The sequence below is a fragment of the Knoellia sp. S7-12 genome, from assembly GCF_040518285.1.
In the GTDB taxonomy this organism is placed as follows: Bacteria; Actinomycetota; Actinomycetes; order Actinomycetales; family Dermatophilaceae; genus Knoellia.
The window spans coordinates 2,450,994-2,469,510 of the sequence record NZ_CP155449.1; the positions used below are offsets into that span (position 1 = coordinate 2,450,994).

The 18,517-nt window shown below is 68.4% G+C and carries 19 protein-coding genes; 7 read left to right on the top strand and 12 right to left on the bottom strand.

The features are described 5' to 3' along the window. Window position 1: 1 nt before the first annotated feature. From V6K52_RS11790 to V6K52_RS11805, 4 genes are all read right to left on the bottom strand, one after another. Window positions 2–1,348: a class II 3-deoxy-7-phosphoheptulonate synthase gene (locus V6K52_RS11790; RefSeq protein ID WP_353953770.1), complete on the bottom strand. Its 1,347-nt coding sequence runs from the start codon at window positions 1,346–1,348 to the stop codon at window positions 2–4. A gap of 83 nt (window positions 1,349–1,431) precedes the next feature. Further along, a complete protein-coding gene (locus V6K52_RS11795) occupies window positions 1,432–2,145 on the bottom strand; it encodes a response regulator transcription factor (protein ID WP_353950306.1) in 714 nt (237 codons plus the stop codon). A 24-nt stretch (window positions 2,146–2,169) separates the two neighbouring features. After that, window positions 2,170–3,366 carry a DUF5931 domain-containing protein gene (locus V6K52_RS11800; RefSeq protein WP_353950307.1) on the bottom strand — a complete coding sequence of 399 codons (1,197 nt, stop codon included), beginning with the start codon at window positions 3,364–3,366 and terminating at the stop codon, window positions 2,170–2,172. Between the two features lie 4 nt (window positions 3,367–3,370). Further along, the gene (locus tag V6K52_RS11805) at window positions 3,371–4,189 is read right to left on the bottom strand and encodes a lysophospholipid acyltransferase family protein (protein ID WP_353950308.1); all 819 of its coding nucleotides are present in this window, start codon (window positions 4,187–4,189) and stop codon (window positions 3,371–3,373) included. A gap of 163 nt (window positions 4,190–4,352) precedes the next feature. Here V6K52_RS11805 and V6K52_RS11810 point away from each other — a divergent pair, with 163 nt between their 5' ends. Further along, complete coding sequence (locus V6K52_RS11810) at window positions 4,353–4,886, top strand: hypothetical protein (protein ID WP_353950309.1); 534 nt, start codon at window positions 4,353–4,355, stop codon at window positions 4,884–4,886. Between the two features lie 65 nt (window positions 4,887–4,951). Here V6K52_RS11810 and V6K52_RS11815 read toward each other — a convergent pair whose 3' ends face one another. The 5 genes from V6K52_RS11815 to V6K52_RS11835 are packed head-to-tail and all read right to left on the bottom strand — an operon-like array spanning window position 4,952 to window position 8,872. Next, complete coding sequence (locus tag V6K52_RS11815; protein WP_353950310.1) at window positions 4,952–5,737, bottom strand: endonuclease/exonuclease/phosphatase family protein; 786 nt, start codon at window positions 5,735–5,737, stop codon at window positions 4,952–4,954. Between the two features lie 19 nt (window positions 5,738–5,756). Beyond that, window positions 5,757–6,719: an ROK family glucokinase gene (locus tag V6K52_RS11820; protein ID WP_353950311.1), complete on the bottom strand. Its 963-nt coding sequence runs from the start codon at window positions 6,717–6,719 to the stop codon at window positions 5,757–5,759. Next, on the bottom strand, window positions 6,716–7,165 hold the full coding sequence (locus V6K52_RS11825; protein ID WP_353950312.1) for a hypothetical protein: 450 nt from the start codon (window positions 7,163–7,165) through the stop codon (window positions 6,716–6,718). The genes V6K52_RS11820 and V6K52_RS11825 overlap by 4 nt, the downstream gene beginning before the upstream one ends. Beyond that, on the bottom strand, window positions 7,155–8,405 hold the full coding sequence (locus V6K52_RS11830) for an ArsA family ATPase (protein ID WP_353950313.1): 1,251 nt from the start codon (window positions 8,403–8,405) through the stop codon (window positions 7,155–7,157). Before V6K52_RS11830 ends, V6K52_RS11825 begins: the two co-directional genes overlap by 11 nt. 14 nt (window positions 8,406–8,419) lie before the next feature. Further along, on the bottom strand, window positions 8,420–8,872 hold the full coding sequence (locus V6K52_RS11835; RefSeq protein ID WP_353950314.1) for an SRPBCC family protein: 453 nt from the start codon (window positions 8,870–8,872) through the stop codon (window positions 8,420–8,422). 124 nt (window positions 8,873–8,996) lie between these two features. Here V6K52_RS11835 and V6K52_RS11840 point away from each other — a divergent pair, with 124 nt between their 5' ends. Both V6K52_RS11840 and V6K52_RS11845 read left to right on the top strand, forming a co-directional pair. Next, window positions 8,997–10,787, top strand: coding sequence for an AMP-dependent synthetase/ligase (locus V6K52_RS11840; RefSeq protein WP_353950315.1), 1,791 nt, complete (start codon window positions 8,997–8,999; stop codon window positions 10,785–10,787). A gap of 61 nt (window positions 10,788–10,848) precedes the next feature. Beyond that, on the top strand, window positions 10,849–12,261 hold the full coding sequence (locus tag V6K52_RS11845; protein ID WP_353950316.1) for a hypothetical protein: 1,413 nt from the start codon (window positions 10,849–10,851) through the stop codon (window positions 12,259–12,261). On the opposite strand, the gene V6K52_RS11850 is transcribed toward V6K52_RS11845, so the two are convergent. Continuing rightward, window positions 12,212–13,225, bottom strand: a complete 1,014-nt coding sequence (locus V6K52_RS11850; RefSeq protein WP_353950317.1) for a hypothetical protein — start codon at window positions 13,223–13,225, stop codon at window positions 12,212–12,214. The genes V6K52_RS11845 and V6K52_RS11850 overlap by 50 nt on opposite strands. A 24-nt stretch (window positions 13,226–13,249) precedes the next feature. Further along, window positions 13,250–13,507 carry a hypothetical protein gene (locus V6K52_RS11855; RefSeq protein WP_353950318.1) on the bottom strand — a complete coding sequence of 86 codons (258 nt, stop codon included), beginning with the start codon at window positions 13,505–13,507 and terminating at the stop codon, window positions 13,250–13,252. 143 nt (window positions 13,508–13,650) lie between these two features. Here V6K52_RS11855 and V6K52_RS11860 point away from each other — a divergent pair, with 143 nt between their 5' ends. The 4 genes from V6K52_RS11860 to V6K52_RS11875 all read left to right on the top strand — a co-directional run bounded on the left by V6K52_RS11860 (window position 13,651) and on the right by V6K52_RS11875 (window position 17,406). Beyond that, window positions 13,651–15,366 carry a DEDD exonuclease domain-containing protein gene (locus V6K52_RS11860; protein ID WP_353950319.1) on the top strand — a complete coding sequence of 572 codons (1,716 nt, stop codon included), beginning with the start codon at window positions 13,651–13,653 and terminating at the stop codon, window positions 15,364–15,366. Between the two features lie 86 nt (window positions 15,367–15,452). Next, window positions 15,453–16,478, top strand: a complete 1,026-nt coding sequence (locus V6K52_RS11865; RefSeq protein ID WP_353950320.1) for a hypothetical protein — start codon at window positions 15,453–15,455, stop codon at window positions 16,476–16,478. Window positions 16,479–16,616: 138 nt separating this feature from the next. Further along, on the top strand, window positions 16,617–17,108 hold the full coding sequence (locus V6K52_RS11870; RefSeq protein ID WP_353950321.1) for a cupin domain-containing protein: 492 nt from the start codon (window positions 16,617–16,619) through the stop codon (window positions 17,106–17,108). Window positions 17,109–17,127: 19 nt separating this feature from the next. Next, window positions 17,128–17,406: an Lrp/AsnC ligand binding domain-containing protein gene (locus tag V6K52_RS11875; protein ID WP_353950322.1), complete on the top strand. Its 279-nt coding sequence runs from the start codon at window positions 17,128–17,130 to the stop codon at window positions 17,404–17,406. 37 nt (window positions 17,407–17,443) lie between these two features. Here V6K52_RS11875 and trpD read toward each other — a convergent pair whose 3' ends face one another. Continuing rightward, window positions 17,444–18,517 (bottom strand): anthranilate phosphoribosyltransferase, encoded by a 1,074-nt coding sequence (gene trpD, locus V6K52_RS11880; protein ID WP_353950323.1) that lies wholly within the window; start codon window positions 18,515–18,517, stop codon window positions 17,444–17,446.

Sequence of the window (18,517 nt, forward strand, 5' to 3'; positions counted from 1 at the left end):
GTCAGTCGCGGCTGAGCATCTCGGCGACGAGGAAGGCCAATTCCAGACTCTGCTGGTGGTTGAGCCGCGGGTCGCAGACCGTCTCGTAGCGCTTGTTGAGGTCGGCGTCGAGGATCTTCTCGGCGCCGCCGATGCACTCCGTGACGTCGTTGCCGGTGAGCTCGACGTGGATGCCACCGGGCACAGTGTCGAGCGCCTGGTGCACCTCGAAGAAGCCGCGGACCTCGTCGACGACATCGTCGAAGTCCCGCGTCTTGTAGCCCGATGCGGATTCGAACGTGTTGCCGTGCATCGGGTCACAGATCCACGTGATGGCCGCGCCACTCGCCGTGATCTTCTCGACGATGGGCGGGAGGGCCTCGCGAACCTGGCCGGCACCCATGCGGGTGATGAAGGTGAGTCGGCCGGGCGTGCGCTCGGGGTCGACGAGGTCGATCATCCGCAGCAGGTCGTCGACCTGGGCCTTGGCCGAGACCTTGACACCGATCGGGTTGTGGATGCGGCTGACGAAGTCGAGGTGAGCGCCGCCGAGGTCACGGGTGCGCTCGCCAATCCAGACGAAGTGAGCCGAGGTGTCATAGAGGTTGCCGGTGCGCGAGTCGACGCGCGTGAGGGGCCGCTCGTAGTCGAGAAGCAGTGCCTCGTGGGCAGCGAAGAACTCGGTCCCCTTCATCGCCTCGAAGTCGGCGCCACACGCGGCCATGAACTTCATCGCCTTGTCGATGTCGCGGGCGATCTTCTCGTAGCGCTGATTGGCTGAGTTGGCGACGAAGCCGCGGTTCCAGTCGTGCACGTGGCGCAGGTCGGCGAAACCGCCGGTCGTGAAGGCGCGCACGAGGTTCAGGGTCGCGCTGCTCGCGTGGTAGGCCTTCACGAGCCGCTGCGGGTCGGGGTTGCGGGCGGCCTCGCTGAACTCGAAGTCGTTGACCATGTCGCCGCGGTAGGCAGGCAGGGTCACGCCCTCGCGAGTCTCGCTGTGGCTGCTGCGCGGCTTGGCGAACTGGCCCGCCATGCGACCGACCTTGACCACGGGCACGGACGCGCCATAGGTCAGCACGGCGGCCATCTGCAGGATCGTCTTGATCCGGTTCTTGATGTTGTCCGCGGTGGCTCCGGCGAACGTCTCGGCGCAGTCGCCACCTTGAAGGACGAAGGCCTCGCCGCGGCCAGCGGAGGCCATGCGGTCGCGCAGGACGTCGCACTCTCCGGCGAAGACGAGCGGCGGATAGGTCGCGAGCTCGGCCACGGCGGCGTCGAGGGCGGAAGCATCCGGCCAGAGCGGCTGCTGGGCAGCCGGGAGGTCGGGAGTCGCCTCGAGATGAATGCGCAGGTCGGGATCAGTGGTCATGCTCACCCGCCAAGGATAGGCGCGTCTCGTGTGACGGCATGCGGCGCCCGTATGCCGGTCAGTCGCCGCTCGTCACTCACCGCTCATCTGTCGGCGCCGTTGGGTCCGTCCTCGAGGCCACGGGCCAGGGCGAATCGGACCAGCTCGACCCGGTTGTGCAGGTGCAGCTTGCCGAGAGTGTTCTGGACGTGGTTCTGGACCGTGCGGTGCGACAGGACGAGCTCGGCGGCGATCTCCTTGTAGGACATTCCGGTCGCCACGAGCCGCAGGACCTCGGTCTCGCGGTCGGTCAGCTCAGGGATGGGCCGGTCCGCCGGCCGGGGGGCTGCCTCGGCCTCGGCATCGTCGGCAGCCATCCGGCGGAACTCGCCGAGCACCAGTCCGGCGAGACCGGGAGTGAACACCGCCTCGCCCCGTGCGGTGGCGTTGACAGCGGCGACGATGTCCGCGCTCGACGCCGACTTCACGAGGTAGCCGGTCGCTCCGGCCTTGATGGCGGCCAGCACGTCGAGCTGTTCGCCACTCGCCGACAGGATGAGGACACGGGTCTCGAGATCACCGAGGGCGCGGCACACCTCGTCGCCGCGCATTCCGGGCAGGTTGAGGTCGAGGACGAGGACGTCAGGTCGGGTGGCCCGGGTCCGGCGCACCGTCGAAGGCCCGTCGGCGGCGGTCGCAACGACGTCCAGCCCGGCCTGGGCGAGGTCGCGCTCGAGGGCGCCGAGCCACAGAGGGTGGTCGTCGGCCACGAGGACGGTCGTGCGGGGTGAGCTCTGGTCCAAAGTCTGCTCAGTCATGGCACTCCTCAGTCATGGGGCTTTTCAGTCATGGGGCTTTTCGCGCGGCACGGTGATGACGACCCTGCAGCCACCGCCGGGTCGGGTGATGACGTCTGCGGTGCCGCCCAGGTCACGCACGCGACCGACGATCGACTGACTGACGCCGAGACGGCCGCGGGACGCGGCTGACAGGAGATGGGCAGGTTCGTCACCGATACCGTTGTCGCGCACCGTCACCGAGACGGTGTCGCCATGGTCCTCGAGCAACAACCAGGCCTTGGCGTCGTCGCCGGCGTGACGGTTGACGTTGTCGAGGGCCGCGACCACCGCCGCATCGAGCTCGGAGGCGCGGGCATCCTCGAAGGGCACCGGGCCACCGGGGAGAGAAACACTGACCCGCTCGCCCTCATGAGCACCGAGCAGCAGCCGCAGGTCCCGCCGGACCTCACCGGCGGCGGCGTCAAGTTTCCCCGCGAGGCGGGACCCGGTCACGTCCTGGGAGACGAGGCGACGCAGGGTGCGCTCCTGCTCGGCGGCCAAGGCGCCGAGCTCAGCACCCTCTCCCCCGATCTGGTCACCGCGTCGGTGGATGAAGGCGAGGGTCTGGAGCACCCCATCATGGACCACCCGCGCCAGCCGCTCCCGCTCGCGCAACCGTTCACGTTCGGCGAGGACCTGCTCATAGCGTTGCAGCCCACCTCGCGCGAGGTCGACGGCGAGGCCGATGAGGACGCCAAGCATGAAGAGCAACAGGATGTTGTGCCACGTCGTCGGCGTCGGCGATCCGACCTCAACCAGGTCGGCCACGGCGATCACTGCGGCCACCAAGAAGCCGCCGAGACGGCCATGGAGCACGGCCGCCCCCGACACACACCCGGCCGCCCAGATCGTCGGAAGAGTGAACTGTCCGGCGGCTACGTCCTCGGGATGGTCGGCGAGCAACGTGGCGAAGATTCCTCCGACGGCCAATGCCACCTCGATGGCCAGCAGCCAGGTCGTCCGGCGGCGGAAGACCAACAGGATGAGGCTGAACGCCATGAGGATGCCGATGACGGTGAACCCCACCCAGGGACGCGCCATGGTGTCGTGGCGACCCCAGACGACCGTCCCGGCATACAGGGCCGCTGCAGGCCTGAACCAGTCGAGCCCACGCGAGAACGCCTCGACGATGACGGGTTCGGAACGCCCCGTGCGCACCGAGCGGTACGTCACCCCGAACAGTGCCCCCCGGCGATTCATTCGCTCAGCCGGCACGTTGCTCGTCAGCGTTGCGGGATGCGTCGCCCGCGTCGCCGGAGTCACCTTCGAGTTCGCGCTCGAGCTCGTCGACCGCGCGGCCCGGCCTGGCGGCCTCGGCCTGCTCACGCTGGAGGATCTTCTTGGCCCGGGTGAGACGGTCCTTCATCGACCCGGCATACATGTCGACGTACTCCTGGCCGGAGAGCTCCATCAGGGCATACATGACCTCGTCGGTGATGGATCGAAGGACGAAACGGTCATCCTCCATGCCCTTGTAGCGCGAGAAGTCGAGCGGCTTGCCGACCCGGACTCCCACGCGCATGACCTTGGGGATGATCTTGCCGGTGGGCTGAGCCTTGTCGGTGTCGATCATCGCGACGGGGATGACGGGAACGCCGGCCTCGAGGGCCATGCGGGCGACGCCGGTCTTGCCCTTGTAGAGGCGACCGTCAGGCGAACGTGTGCCTTCGGGATAGAGGCCGAGGAGCTCACCGCGACGCAGGATCTTGAGACCTGAGTTGAGGGCTGCTTCGCTGGCCTTGCCGCCAGCGCGATCGACGGGAACCTGGCCGACGCCCTTGAAGAAGGCTGCCGTCAGCCGGCCCTTGAGGCCGACACCGGTGAAGTAGTCCGCCTTGGCCAGGAACGTCATGCGACGTGGCACGACGAGCGGAAGGAAGATCGAGTCCGAGAACGACAGGTGGTTGCTCGCGAAGATCGCGGCACCGGTCTCGGGGATGTGCTCCTCACCCTCGACCCAAGGACGGAACAGCATCTTGAGCAGTGGTCCCAAGATCACCGTTTTCAGCACCCAGTAGAACACCGTCGTCCTTTCCGTCGAATGGTCAGGACTCTAGTGCACGGTTCAGGCGATACAGGGCGGACTAATCCGAACTCCGACGACGTTGGTGACGATGTTCCCGCGCACGCGGCGCCGGGAACGTGGCACCATTTCTTCTGTTCTTCCCGATACCCGTGAGGCAGCCATGAGCGAGCGTGACATCGACGCCGAGTTCGACGCGATCGTGGCCCGCTGGGACGACGACCCCCCGCACTTGCCCAAGCCGCGGACCGTCCAGGACATCACGACGGCGTATGCCGCCCTCTCCCGTCCCGAGACTCCCTCACCCGAGCCTGCGGACGAGACAGCCGAGACCGCCCAAAACACCGAGACCGAGGTCGAGCCCGAGATGGTCGTCGACTCTGGGGCTGCTGCGGTCGCGCCCACGAACTCACCTGAGACGTGGCGCGAAGGGCCGAGCATCGACGCCGAGGACGAGGACCACTTCGAGCCCGGCCCGGTGCAGCTCCCCCCGAGCGAGGACATCGGCTACTGGGGCGCGATCGTAGGCCTCGTGGGTGGGCCGCTCCTCATGCTGTGGATCGCGCTCACCGGCCCGTTCTATCGGGGCTGGTGGATCCTGGGGTCGATCGTCCTGTTCCTCGGGGGTTTTGCCCTGCTCGTCATGCGATCGCCGCGCCTGCGCGACCCGCGTGACGACGACGGCGCCCGCGTCTGAGCTCCCACCCCTACGCGTCCGCAACTCTGGTTGCCAGGCCGTCAGGTTGCCGGACGCAGCGGGACCTACCGTTCGGCTTCCACCTCGGCTGCTGACTCTGCCTCAGTGACCATCTCCTCGGTGACCGACTCGCTTGCCTGCGCTGACGCGTCATCGGCACGTTCCTGGGCGACCGTCGGCTCCTGGAGCCTGATGTCCACCCACGTGGGTCGGTGATCGCTTCCGGCGATGAGGTCGGCCTCATCGATCGGCAGGTCGACGTGCGGCTCGGCCTGCAGCCCCGACGACGCGAAGATGACGTCGAGGACCCGGCGAGGTCGCGTCGCCGGATAGGTCGGAGTCGCGGGCGAGACGAGTCGCATCACTCCGGCGAACGTCTTCCACGCTTCACCGGAATCCCCCTCGTTGAGGTCGCCGGCGAGGATCACCTCGCCGCCGACGTTGATCGCCTGGAGGATGACCTTCGCGTGCGCCGCACGCTCCCGGGCATCGAGGCTGAGGTGAACGCTCGCCACGGCGATGGGTTCGCGCCCCGGCGCCGCGACCCGGGCCAGCGCGAAGCCGCGCGTCCGTTGCAGCCGCGCCACCCGGAGTCGGTGGTGTTTGGACTCGACGACGTCAACCCGAAGCGACGTGAAGATCGTCGTGCCGCCACTCCCCCGGTGCCGACCCGACCAGAACATCCCGCACTGCTGCGCGAAGTTCGCAACGCGCTGTGTCGAGAACAGCCGCCTCGGAACCTCCTGGAGGCAGAGCACGTCCGGGTTGATGGCACGCACGACCCGCGCCGCGGCATACGGGTCCTCGAGGAAGTCGCGGGTGTTGTAGCTCGCGATCCGGATCGTCGTCATGCCTGACCCCGGCCGAGGCTCAGGCGGTCGAGTCGTTGCGGGCGAGGTCCGCCGCACCGATGAGACCGGCCTCGTTGCCCAGCCTGGCGGCGACGATCCGCGCCTCCGGGCGGTAGCCGCGACCGGTGAGGCGCCGTCGGAACGTGTCACGAGCCGGGCCGAGCAGCAGCTCGCCGGCCGCGGAGACGCCGCCGCCGATGACGAACGTGCCCGGGTCGAACGCAGCCGCGAGGTTGGCGATCCCGATGCCGAGCCAGTGGCCGATCTCGGCGAGCAGCTCGATCGACGTCGCGTCACCATCGCGCGCCGCCTCGGTGACGATCGGTCCCGTGAGGTCGTCGGCCCGCCCGTCGACGCGGGCGGCGAGGTCGCTGGCGACCGGCGAGTTCGCGAGGATCATCGCCCGCGCCTCACGCACGAGCGCGTTGCCCGAGGCGTACTGCTCCCAGCACCCGCGGTTGCCGCACTCGCACCGCTGGCCCTCTGGCACGACCTGCATGTGGCCGAACTCGCCCGCGATGCCGTAGCGACCCCTGATGACCTCGCCGTGCATGAGGATCGCGCCACCGATACCAGTGCCGAGGTTGACCATGACGACGTCCGAATCTCCCTGTGCCGCACCGAATCGCCACTCGGCCCAGCATGCAGCGTTGGCGTCGTTGTCGACCAGGATCGGGGCATCGATGCGCTTGCTCAGGGCGTCGCGCAGAGGTTCGTCACGCCACGACAGGTGCGGCGCGAAGACGACGGTCGCGCGGTCCGCGGCGACGAAGCCAGCGGCCCCGATGCCGACCGCTGCGACGTCGGGATGTTGGGCGCGAAGTTCCTCGACGACGTCGACGATGGTGTCCTCGACGACCTTGGGACGTTTGGAGCGGTGAGGCGTGTCGCGGCGGGCGCGAGTGAGGATCTCGCCGTTCTCGTCGACGACCCCACCAGCAACCTTGGTCCCGCCGATGTCGATGCCGATGGCCAGGCTCATGAGAGTTCCTCTTCGTCGAAGACGGCAATGGGCTCGGTGCGTGGTGCGCGGTCCGCGGGTGCCCGCTCCGCGGCGGACGACTCCGTATGCCGGCTAGCCATGTCTGCGAGCACCGTCGCTGCCGCTGTGGCCAGGTCGGCGAGACGACCGAGGGTCTCGGGGCTCACGCCCTTGAGCAGGGTCACCGAGCGACAGACCGGGCACCAGGTGCAGGTCTCGGCGTCGCCCATCGCGACGTGCACGTGCTCCGGCGGAACGGACCCGTCCGCCCCTGGATCACTCGACCCAGGATCGTGCGACCCCGGATGGTGCGGGCCTGCTGATTCGCCTGTGCCAGAGGCGTTCTCGTGACGAGGTGCCTGGGGGCGACCCAGCGCCTCGAGCAACCTTGCTGCTTCTTCGGCCACCGAACCCACGGCGGCGTCGAGTCGCGCATCAGCGTCCACGTGGCCACACCTCCTCATCACGAACGAATCTCACCCGGAGCTCACCGGAACGCACCCCAGCATTCTTGACGATGCAGCGGCGCAGGACCGAGGGCAAGGCAATGACGCGCCGCACACCTCCGACATCGACGACGAGGTCGTCGGCCCGACGGGCCAGGTCGACGTCACCGGACCGGGCCAGTGGCAGCGGCAGGATGAGCACGAATTCGGGACCGTCTGCCTCGACCCTCAGGCCCTGGGAGCGCACCGCCGCGTCCAGTGGTGGCAGCTCCCCGTCAAGGGCGGTCGTCTGGCCCGCGAGGTCGGCCAGCGCATCAGCCCCGGTCGGTTCACCGGCGAGGTACGGCGCGGTGAGGACGGGAGTGCCGTGGAAGGACTCGGTGATGGTGGCGATGCCGACGGCCTGAGCGGTGTTCCAGGCAGCCCGCCACGGGTCGTCGTCGACGGGGATGACGCGGTTGACGACAACGGCGTCCACGGCATACCCATGCAGAGACAGGGACGTGAGGATCCGGCGCGCCTCGGCGATGACGACGTTCTCGGGCGTGAGGACGATGCGCACGCTCGCCCGCTCCGAGGTGAGCATCGTGCGGATGTCGGCCATGTGCGCCCGCCACGTCGCGATGACGTCGAGCACGGCCCCGTTCGGCATCGGCAATCCGGCAGCCGCTGCAGCTGCGGGGCGCATCGCCGTGAGCAGCCGGCGCTGGGCCGGCATGAGGCGGTCGAGGTGCCAGCCGAGCACTTCAGGCAGGGCGAGCAGGCGGAGCGTCTCGGCGGTCGGCGCGCAGTCGACGACGATGACGTCCCACTCACCGCTCGTCGCGTGGTGGCCGAGCGTGAGCAGGGCGCTGATCTCGTCGGCGCCCGGCAGAGCGGTGAACTCCTCGGCCACGACCGGGTCGACGCCGACCGAGTCGAGCACTGTCAGGAGGTAGTCGCGCAGCGTCCCCCAGTCGGCGGCGACGCTCGTGCGGGCCCCGACGGCCTGGGCGTGGAGACGCTCCTCGACCGCGAGGGTCTGCTCCCACGTGGGCGACGTCCGCAGGTCGACGTCGAGTGCGTCACCGAGACTGTGGGCGACGTCGGTCGACATGACCAGGGTCCGTCGGCCGGCGCGCGCGGACTCGACGGCCATCGCAGCAGCCGTCGTCGTCTTGCCCACTCCGCCCTTGCCCGTGACGAGGACGACGCGTGGCGCGACGGCAGGCGACACGGTGGACGCCACGGCTGGCGTCACGAGGTCGTCGTCGCTCAGCTGAGGGACTCGACGCGCTTCTTGAGCTCCTTGAGCGCCGTGTCGATGATGAGCTTCTCGGCCTTGCGCTTGAGCATCCCGATCATGGGGATCTTGACGTCGACGGCGAGGGCGTAGTCCACCTGGGTCCCGCCATCCTTCGGTGTGAGGATGTAGGTGCCATCGAGGGCCTTGAGGACGCCAGCCCGCACGAGGTGCCACGACACCGTGCCGGAGCCGTCCTCGGCGATCCCGTCCCAGTCGTACTCCAGGACATAGGTGTCCTTGACTGCTCCGGCGTCGAGGACGTACTCGACCTGGTCGGCCCATCCGTCACCGTCCTCGCTGAGGATTGTCACGGTCTTCACCTGGTCGGCCCACTCGGGATATGCCTCGAAGTCGGCCACAACGTCGAGCACGGCGCCCGGCTCGGCGGAGATGTGGATGCTGGAAGACGTGCTGTCTGTCATAGGCGCAGGCTACAAGGCGTACGACTACCTCTAGGATCGGAGGACGGTTGATGTCGCGTCCACCGTCCAGCCGCTGGTGATCTGGAACGACGATGACGTCGCGCCCAGACGAAGGAGAGCACCCTTGCACGAGAAGACCACTCCCGCCCTCGCCCCTGCGACCACCGAGGGCAGCCTTGCTGATCTTCCCCTCCGGCACCGACGCGACACTCCCGGCAGGGCCCTGTTCGCCGTCCGCGACGGCGCCGGCTGGAGTGATGTCACAGCCCAGGAGTTCGCCGATCAGGTCGACGCTCTGGCCAAGGGCTTCATCGCCGCGGGGGTCACGCCGGGCACCGCCGTGGGCATCATGTGCCGGACCCGCTACGAGTGGACCCTCACGGACTTCGCCCTGTGGGCGGCCGGAGCCATCCCCGTGCCGATCTATGAGACCTCCTCCCCAGACCAGGTCGAGTGGATCCTCAAGGATTCCGATGCGGTCGGCGTCGTCCTCGAGACCGACAAGCACGCCAGCGCCCTCGCGAGCGTGTCGGCCAACCTCTCCGCCCTCACCCACACGTGGATCATCGACAACGGTGACCTCGACACTCTCGCTGAGACCGGTGGCGCGTCCGACGACTCGACGTTGACCGCAGCCCGGGTCGGCGTCAACCGCCAGTCGATCGCGACGATCATCTACACGTCCGGCACCACCGGTCGCCCCAAGGGCGTCGAGCTCACCCACGGCAACTTCCTCGACCTGACCGAGAACACCGTCGAGAAGCTCAAGGACGTCGTGAGCCGCCCCGACGCGTCGACCCTGCTCTTTCTGCCCCTCGCCCACGTCTTCGCCCGCTTCATCGAGGTGCTCTGCCTCGCATCGGGAGCCAAGATGGCGCACTCGGCCGACATCAAGACCCTCCTCGACGACTTCGCGAGCTACCAGCCGACGTTCATCCTCGCTGTGCCGCGCGTCTTCGAGAAGGTCTACAACTCCGCCGAGGCCAAGGCCGTCGCCGGTGGCAAGGGCAACATCTTCGCCAAGGCCGCAGAGACGGCCATCGCCTGGTCCGAAGCGACGGAGGCCGGTTCGGTCGGTTTCGGCCTCAAGGCCAAGCACGCCGTCTTCGACAAGCTCGTCTACGGCAAGCTCCGCGACGCCATGGGCGGCAAGGTCCAGTACGCCGTGTCCGGTGGCGCCCCGCTCGGCACCCGCCTCGGTCACTTCTTCCGCGGCATCGGCGTGACGATCCTCGAGGGCTACGGCCTCACCGAGACGACCGCACCGATCACGGTCAACCTGCCCGAGCGCCTCAAGGTCGGCACGGTCGGCCCGCCGCTGCCCGGCACCAGCGTGCGCATCGCCGACGACGGCGAGATCCTCCTCAAGGGGGTCAACGTCTTCGGCGCCTACCGCAACAACGCCGACGCCACTGCCGAGGCCCTGCGTGACGGCTGGTTCCACACCGGTGACATCGGTGAGCTCGACGAGGACGGCTACCTCAAGATCACCGGTCGCAAGAAGGAGATCCTCGTGACCGCGGGCGGCAAGAACGTCGCACCCGCCGTTCTCGAGGACCGTCTGCGCGCGCACCCCCTCGTGTCGCAGTGCATCGTCGTCGGCGACCAGAAGCCGTTCATCGCAGCCCTGCTCACCATTGACGAGGAGATGCTCCCGATGTGGGCCGCCAACCACGGCCTTGAGGGCATCACCCCGGCCAAGGCCCGCACCGACGAGACCGTTCTTGCCGAGTTGCAGAAGGCCGTCGACGACGCCAACAGCGCCGTGTCCAAGGCCGAGTCGATCCGCAAGTTCGTCGTGCTCGAGTCCGACTTCACCGAGGAGTCGGGTCACCTGACGCCGTCGCTCAAGCTCAAGCGCAACGTCGTCATGCGCGACTACGCGGACGAGGTCGATGCGCTCTACGGTGGCTGACCCACACCAACCCACTCCGCGTGGGGACGTCACGGATCGCGGGGAAGCTTCCCTGCGATCCGTGAAGTTTGCGGGGCTCGACCGCCCGGCGTATGCCGCGTGCTCGCTTGCCGCTCTCTGGCTCGCCTACCTCGGCGTGCTCCAGTGGAGCGTCGTCCGCTTCCGTTTCCCGATCGTGCTCACCCTCACGGTGGGCGCGATCGGGCTCGGGATCTGGCTGTGGCGACGCACCGAGATCCGTTCTGCGCCATCGTGGCTCGTTCCGGTCGTGCTGCTCGCGTCGGTCGCGATCACGTGGGTCGTCCCGCTGTTCAGCTATCTGCGCGCAGGCTCCCTCACTGCGGCACTGACGGTTCTCACCGTCGTCGGCGTCGGAGCCGCAGGGCTCCTGGCCGCACCGACAGCGGCACGCGCGCGGGCGGCATACCTGCTCGCCGTTCTCGGCCACGTCGTCACCGCCGCGATCACCACGATCGGTGACCCCGCACCCAGGATTGATGTCTGGGTGACCCTGCAGCAGGCGAGCGATGCGCTGGCCCGGGGCGAGAACTTCTATGACATGAACTGGACCGACTCCCCCGGCATCCAGGACGCGTTCACCTATCTGCCGTGGACGACCGTGCTGCTCGCGCCGGGTCGGTGGATCGGCGGTGATGTCCGATGGGCGATCGCATTCTGGTCGGTCGTCCTCTTTGCCGGCATCTGGGCTCTCGCGAAGGCACTGCCCGGCGACGAGCCGAGCAGTGCGTGCGCGACGGCTCTGCGCGCCGCGATCCCCGTGACCGCTCTCGTGGTTGCACCCGGCACGCTCACCCAGATCGACCAGGCGTGGACCGAGCCTCTCCTCGCGGCCGGCATCGTGTGGTGGGCGGTACTCGTCCGGCGCGGACACGCGTGGTGGGCGATCGTGCCACTGGCCCTGGCCTGTGCGAGCAAGCAGCACGTCGCACTGCTCCTCCCCCTGCTGCTGTTGTGGCAGCCGTTCGGGGCGCGGCGCGCGGTGGCGACGGGCGCACTGACCGGCGTGCTCATTGCACCGTGGTTCCTCGCGTCACCCTCGGACTTCGTCCACGACACGATCACTCTGCTTGTCGGCTTCCACCCGATCCGGTTCGCCAACACGTGGTACCTCTGGTTCCTCAACGAGCACGGTGTCACGCTGCCGCTCTGGGTCACCGGCCTCGTCGTGTTCGGCGCGCTCGGCATGGCTGCATGGTTGATCCACCGACGGCAGCCCGGCATCGACGAGCTGCTGCGGTGGTTCGCGTTCGTCCTGCTCGCGGCCAACCTCGTCAACAAGCAGGCGTTCTACAACCAGTACTGGCTCAGCGCGGCCCTCGTCGCGATCTCGCTCGCCGTGCCGGCGCGCGCTCAGGACGACAACGTTGAGGACACCGGGGCTCGCGCGGTCAGCTCTTTCGATGTCACCGTGGGGCCGCGAGCTGGTTCAGCTCGGCCAGCCACTGACGGGTGAACGTGGCCCGGGTCGTGCCGAGCACGTCGACGAACGCCCTGTCCATGGCGATCTCGGCGGCGGTCGGCAAGTCCATGACGGTCGAGGCCTCATAGAACTTCTGGAGCTTCGCCTCGCCGTGGCGCCGGGCGATGAGGTCCACGGCCAGCCACGCGCCGAGGTAGGTCGGCGCGATCTCACCCTGGCTGGGGTCGAAGTCTCCTTGCGTCGGCAACCGCGTCGGACCCTTGCCCTGGGTGACCTTGGTCAGCAGCGGGGCCGCGAGATCGGCTCTCCTGCGCCCCGACCCGGCATAGCCGACATGGTCGGCAAAGCCCTCGACGAGCCACAACGGCGCTGCCCCGGGCAGGGAGCTGCGGACGGCGACGTGGGTGCTCTCGTGGGTGATGACGAACTGGCGGCCGGTGGTCGTGAGCTTGGCGAAGGCGTCGGGGTTGAGGATGACCCGGTCCTGCGTCGCGTGACCCGAGGCGTCAACCGGACCGTCGGTGATGGCCGCAACCTGGCTGAGATCGTCAGCGCGGCCGACCTGGTCCCGGAACGCGGCGGCGTCCTTGGCCGCGATGATCGTGACCTTGCGCGGCCACGCGCGCTTCCACTGCTGGGACACGTCCGTCACAGCCTGATCGGCCATTTTCGCGTATGCCGTGAGCGTCGCCTTGTCGACGGTGCCGGTGACGGTGCTGAACTGGCCCATGACGGTGGTCGCGCCCGCCAACGGCGAGGGGGTCTGCGCACCAGCAGGCGGTGAGGCCGAGATCGTCGGCGACGGGTTCGGCGCCGGTTGAGGGACCTCTGGTCCGGTCCGCGATGGGGCGAAGGACGCCGAGGTGGTGGGTGCCGGCTCGTCACGGTCACAGGCCGTCACGAGGCTGAGGAGAAGGGCGCCGACTACACCGAATGCAGCGCGGCGGGCTGGCGTGGTGCGCCGCGGCATACGCGTTTGGTGGTCGGTCAGGGGCACGTGCCCCATGGTGTCAGGCGGGACTCAGCCGACGGCACGTCCGAGGTCGAACGGCACACGCCGGGAGCGCACGGTCACGGCCGCGTCGGCGGTGAGGAGGCCGGCGCGCACGCAGGCAGTGACGGCGGCCCGCTCGTCGAGGTCGAGCGGCAGATCGCTGTCGAGCCCCATGGAGGCCGGATCGATCAGGGCGGTCACCATGCAGTCACCGCAGGCGATGTCACGCACCGGGCAGCGCGCGCAGAGGATGGTTAGGCTGTCGTGGGTCAGGTCGTGGGTCATGTCGTCACCCCTTTCTCTGGGCACCGCCCACGCTAGGAGCCGGCACTGACAGTGCTCTGTCAAGACCTGCCACGACCCCTCGCGCGGCGCCGCGCCGGATCGCCTCCCCGGGGCTGTCGGAGGTCACACCTAGCCTCGCTGACATGCAGATGGTCCAGGGCACTCTCGATGACCTGGGCACCCCTCTGTCGGACGTGACGTTCGTCGTCGTCGACCTCGAGACCACCGGTGGCAGCGCGAGCGAGTGCGGCATCACCGAGATCGGCGCGGTCAAGGTGCGCGGCGGTGAGGTGCTCGGCGAGTTCCAGACCTTCGTCAACCCGGGCCAACCGATCCCCGCCTTCATCTCCGTCCTCACCGGCATCACCGATGCGATGGTCCGCAATGCACCTCGCGTCGAGCCGGCCCTCATCTCCTTCCTCGAGTTCGCCGCCGGCTCGGTGCTCGTGGCCCACAACGCGGGTTTCGACGTCTCGTTCCTCAAGGCGGCCTGCGCCCGCGCCGAGCGCGACTGGCCCCGCTTCCCGGTCGTCGACACCGTCCATCTCGCCCGCCAGCTCGTGACGCGTGACGAGGCCCCGAATCACCGATTGGGTTCTCTCGCAATACTTTTCGGCGCAGCGACCACGCCTGATCACCGGGCCCTCCACGACGCGCGAGCTACCGTCGACGTGCTCCACGGGCTCATCGCCCGCGTCGGTTCTCTTGGAGTGCACTCGCTCGAGGAGCTCAAGGCCTACTCGTCCAAGGTCCCGTCGGCGACGAGGCGCAAGCGCCACCTCGCCGACGGGCTGCCCGAGGCGCCGGGTGTCTACCTGTTCAAGGACGGCCAGGGCCGGGTCCTCTATGTCGGCACGTCGGTGTCCATCCGCACGCGCGTGCGCAGCTATTTCACGGCGTCCGAGAAGCGCCGCCGGATGGTCGAGATGGTCCGCATCGCCGAGTCCGTGACACCGATCGTGTGCGCCACACCGCTCGAGGCCGAGGTGCGCGAGCTGCGCCTCATCGCCGAGCACAAGCCCCGCTACAACCAGAAGTCCCGCAACCCCGAGCGCTCGTGGTGGGTCAAGCTCACGGTCGAGCCGTTCCCCCGGCTCTCGATCGTGCGTCAGGTCGCCGACGACGACACCCGCTACATCGGCCCGTTCGCCTCCCGCGGCTCGGCCGACGACGCGGTCGCTGCCGTCCACGAGGTCCTGCCCCTGCGTCAGTGCCTCGAACGGTTGTCGGCCACGAAGTTTCGCTCCGCGTGCGCCCTCGCCGACATGGGACGGTGCGGCGCCCCGTGCACTGGAGAGCAGAGCATCGAGGACTACGCCGACGTGGTCGCCGAAGCCGTTGCCCTCCTGGCCGGAGATGCCACCTCGGCCGTGTCGACGTGGCGCGAGCGGATGGACCATCTCGCCGACCAGGAACGCTTCGAGGACGCTGGCGTGGTGCGCGACCGGATGCTCAGTCTGGTCCGCGGCGCTTCCCGCGCCCAGCGGCTCGACCCGTTGTCGCGGACCGCTGAGCTGCTCGCGGCACGGCGGAGCGAGACCGGGGGTTGGGAGGTCATGTGCATTCGTCACGGGCGCCTTGCCGGCAGCACGATGTCACCGCGTGGAGCAGATCCGATGCCCTACGTCGAGGCGCTGCGAGCCAGCGCCGAGGTCGTGCGGGTTCCCCTGCCGCCCGCCACCTCGGCGACACCCGAGGAGAGCGAGCGGATCCTGCGCTGGCTCGATGCCCCAGGGGTGCGCGTCGTCGACATCGACGGTGCCTGGACCTGTCCCGTCGGAGGTGCCACCGGGGTCCGGAACGAACTCGAGCCCGTCGAGATGTCCCGTCGCCTCACCCCCGGTTTCCGCTCCGCCTGATGACCCGCCGAACTTCATTACGGTCCTTACCACGCCGTTCTGCTGGTGTTACTTTGGTCACCGATGACCGCCGATTGGGGAGACTGATGGCAGAAACACAGGTTGGTATTTTCGAGAGCGCGCTCGCGGATCTGGACGTCGAGGATTTCTGGGTCAAGGGCTACGCGATCCTGCGCGACGTCTACACGCCTGACGAGGTCGAGCGCATGCGCGCCGAGGCCCGCGAACACCGTGTCAACGGCGGAGAGCTCATGGCTGGCCCGCTCAAGCACGTGCTGACCGACGGCCGCATGGCCAAGGTCGTGCAGAAGCTGCTGGACACCGACAAGGTGATCTATGGCGGCGACAGCTCAGCCACGATCAACGGCAAGATCCGTGTGTGGCACAAGGACAACACTGACCGCGAGGACCCTGACGCCCCTGACTGGGACGACCGATACAGCCAACTGCGTTTCGGGATCTACCTGCAGGATCACACTGAGCACAGTGGTGGCCTGAACCTCAAGGTCGGTTCGCACGAGATCTGCGATCTGACGTCCGGCGAAACCATCTATGTCAAGAACAACCCCGGCGACATGATCGTGTGGAGCATGCGGATGACCCACTCCGGCGCTGGAACGTTGCTGAAGGACCCGGCCGCCCGATTCCCCGAGCCCCACGAGTGGAACGCTTTCCCGCCCGAGCAGGTCGCTCCGGAGCACGAGGAGCGCATCGCGGTCTTTGCCCACCTCGGTGCCGACGACAAGCATGGCCGGCGCTATCTCGACTACCTCAAGACGCGCACCTACATGGTCCAGGCATGGCGCCGCCAGCCCCTCACCCCCGAAGGCATCGCCGAGCTCGAGGCGGTCGGCATCACGGTGCGTGACATGCCTGCCGAGGTCAGGGACGACAAGCGCGCCGGTCAGAACGCACAGTGGCAGCCGTACTGGTACCCCGGCACCACAAAGATGGGCGCTGCACCCGCGACGCCGACCGCACCGACCTCACCAGCCGGACAGCGAGTGACCGCGCAACGCTACGGTCGCGCCGTGAAGCGCCGACTCAAGGGCGTTGCCCGCGGCGCCAAACAGGGTTGGCAGGCCGCTGCACCCAAGAGCTCGAAGCGCTGACGGAGCACCAGAGTTCGGCTCGAACTCAGCGCCCAACGTCTGCGTCCCCAACTCACCCCAGTTCGCGAGGTGGGGACGCAGACGTCGCACCGCTCTTGAAGAAGAAGTCGATCTTCGTCGTCGAGAGGAAGGCTTCGCATGTCCTATCCCCCACCCCTCTACACCGGCGAGTCCGGCGAGAAATCAGCCTGGGTCAGAGCCGGTGACAGCGACCCAGATCTGGTGTACCCCAACGGAAACCGCGTGCACTATGTCGCTCGTGGTGAAGCCACTGGCGGCCTCTTCGGCCTCTACCGTTGGGAGTTTGCAGGGCCACCGAGCGGGCCGGGTTCGCACTTCCACCGGACGATCTCGGAGTCCTTCTATGTGCTCGACGGGACCGTCACGATCTTTGACGGCGACCGGTGGATCAAGGCCGTCTCGGGTGACTTCCTCCACGTGCCACCTGGCGGTCTCCACGGGTTCCGCAACGAGGACGGACCTGCCTCGATGCTCCTGCATTTCGCGCCGGGCGCACCGCGAGAGGCCTACTTCGAGGGCCTGGCCCACAACGGTGGGGTGGCCGCGATGAGCGAGGAACGACGCGCCGAGTTCATGGCCGAGCACGACAACTTCTGGGTCGAGGACTGACCCGACTACGCTGCGAGACGTGATCACTGCCATCGTTCTCATCACTGCCGACGTCAACCGGATCCCCGAGGTGGCCCAGGAGGTCGCCGAGCTCGCCGGAGTGAGTGAGGTCTATTCCGTCGCCGGAGACGCCGACCTCATCGCCATGGTCCGAGTCCGTCAGCACGACGAGCTGGCCAAGGTCATCGCCGACCAGCTCAACAAGGTCGAGGGAGTCACGGGCACCGCGACGCACATCGCGTTCCAGACCTACTCCAAGCACGACCTCGAAGCAGCCTTCAGCCTCGGCCTCGAGTAGCGCGCCTTCGGCTCGCCTGTCCGGTATGCCGTCCGGCTCAGTTCGCCCGGACGTCGCGGCTCGCCGTGACCCAGCAATCGAGCAGCGCGGCCGCGGCACCCGTGTCGATCGCCTGCGCGGCCCGCTCGATGCCTGACCGGATCGCCGCGTGGATGTCGGCGGCCGACGTGCCACCGGCGCCGGCTGCAACAGCCAGGGCGGTGCCCGCGTTGAGCAGGACCGCGTCACGCGCCGGTCCGTGATCCCCGGCGAACACCCGACGCGCCACCTCGGCGTTCTGATCGGCGAGCCCACCCTTGATGCTGTCGATCGTCGAGACGTCGAGGCCCACATCGGCGGGGTGCACCGACACCTGGGTGACGACACCCTCGCGCACCCACAGCACCGTTGTCGGGCCGGCGATCGACATCTCATCGAGCCCTTCGTCCCCGCGGAAGACCGCCGCCGTCGTGCCCCGAGCAGCGAACACCCCCGCGATGATCGGCAGGAAACGGGCGTCCGCAACGCCGACCGCGGCATACGTCGGCTGTGCCGGGTTGGTGAGCGGTCCGAGAAGGTTGAACGCGGTGGGGACACCGAGCTCGGCGCGTGCCGGGCCTGCGTGACGCATCGACGGGTGGAAGGTCTGCGCGAAACAGAACGTGATCCCCGCGTCGAGGGCGACCTGACGCACCTGATCTGGCGTGAGGGTCAAGTTGACCCCGAGAGATTCGAGGACGTCGGCCGAGCCGGACTTCGACGACGCGGCCCGGTTGCCGTGCTTGAGGACCCGCAGTCCGGTCGAGGCCATGACGACCGACGACATCGTCGAGATGTTGACGGTGCCGAAGCGATCACCGCCCGTGCCGACGATGTCGATGCTCTCGCCGGGCACCTCGATGCGGTGGGCGTGCTCGAGCATGACGTCCGCGAGGCCACGAACCTCGGCAACGGACTCGACCTTGGACCGCAGGGCCATGAGGAAGCCGGCGACCTGGGCGGGGGTCGCCTCGCCACCCATGATGCGGGTCATCGCCCAGCGAGCCTCCTCGAGCGAGAGGTCCTCACGCGAGAGGAGTCGAGTCAGCAGATCAGGCCACGTCGGACTTGGCGATGCGTCGGTGGCCGCCAC

Coding starts and splice junctions, on each gene's coding strand:
- V6K52_RS11820 (WP_353950311.1), bottom strand. CDS start 6,719: ATGAGCCTGGCCATCGGCATCGACATCGGCGGGACCAAGGTTGCTGGT.
- V6K52_RS11865 (WP_353950320.1), top strand. CDS start 15,453: ATGGCAGAAACACAGGTTGGTATTTTCGAGAGCGCGCTCGCGGATCTG.
- V6K52_RS11855 (WP_353950318.1), bottom strand. CDS start 13,507: ATGACCCACGACCTGACCCACGACAGCCTAACCATCCTCTGCGCGCGC.
- V6K52_RS11810 (WP_353950309.1), top strand. CDS start 4,353: ATGAGCGAGCGTGACATCGACGCCGAGTTCGACGCGATCGTGGCCCGC.
- V6K52_RS11870 (WP_353950321.1), top strand. CDS start 16,617: ATGTCCTATCCCCCACCCCTCTACACCGGCGAGTCCGGCGAGAAATCA.
- V6K52_RS11795 (WP_353950306.1), bottom strand. CDS start 2,145: ATGACTGAGCAGACTTTGGACCAGAGCTCACCCCGCACGACCGTCCTC.
- V6K52_RS11790 (WP_353953770.1), bottom strand. CDS start 1,348: ATGACCACTGATCCCGACCTGCGCATTCATCTCGAGGCGACTCCCGAC.
- V6K52_RS11800 (WP_353950307.1), bottom strand. CDS start 3,366: ATGAATCGCCGGGGGGCACTGTTCGGGGTGACGTACCGCTCGGTGCGC.
- V6K52_RS11835 (WP_353950314.1), bottom strand. CDS start 8,872: ATGACAGACAGCACGTCTTCCAGCATCCACATCTCCGCCGAGCCGGGC.
- V6K52_RS11860 (WP_353950319.1), top strand. CDS start 13,651: ATGCAGATGGTCCAGGGCACTCTCGATGACCTGGGCACCCCTCTGTCG.
- V6K52_RS11815 (WP_353950310.1), bottom strand. CDS start 5,737: ATGACGACGATCCGGATCGCGAGCTACAACACCCGCGACTTCCTCGAG.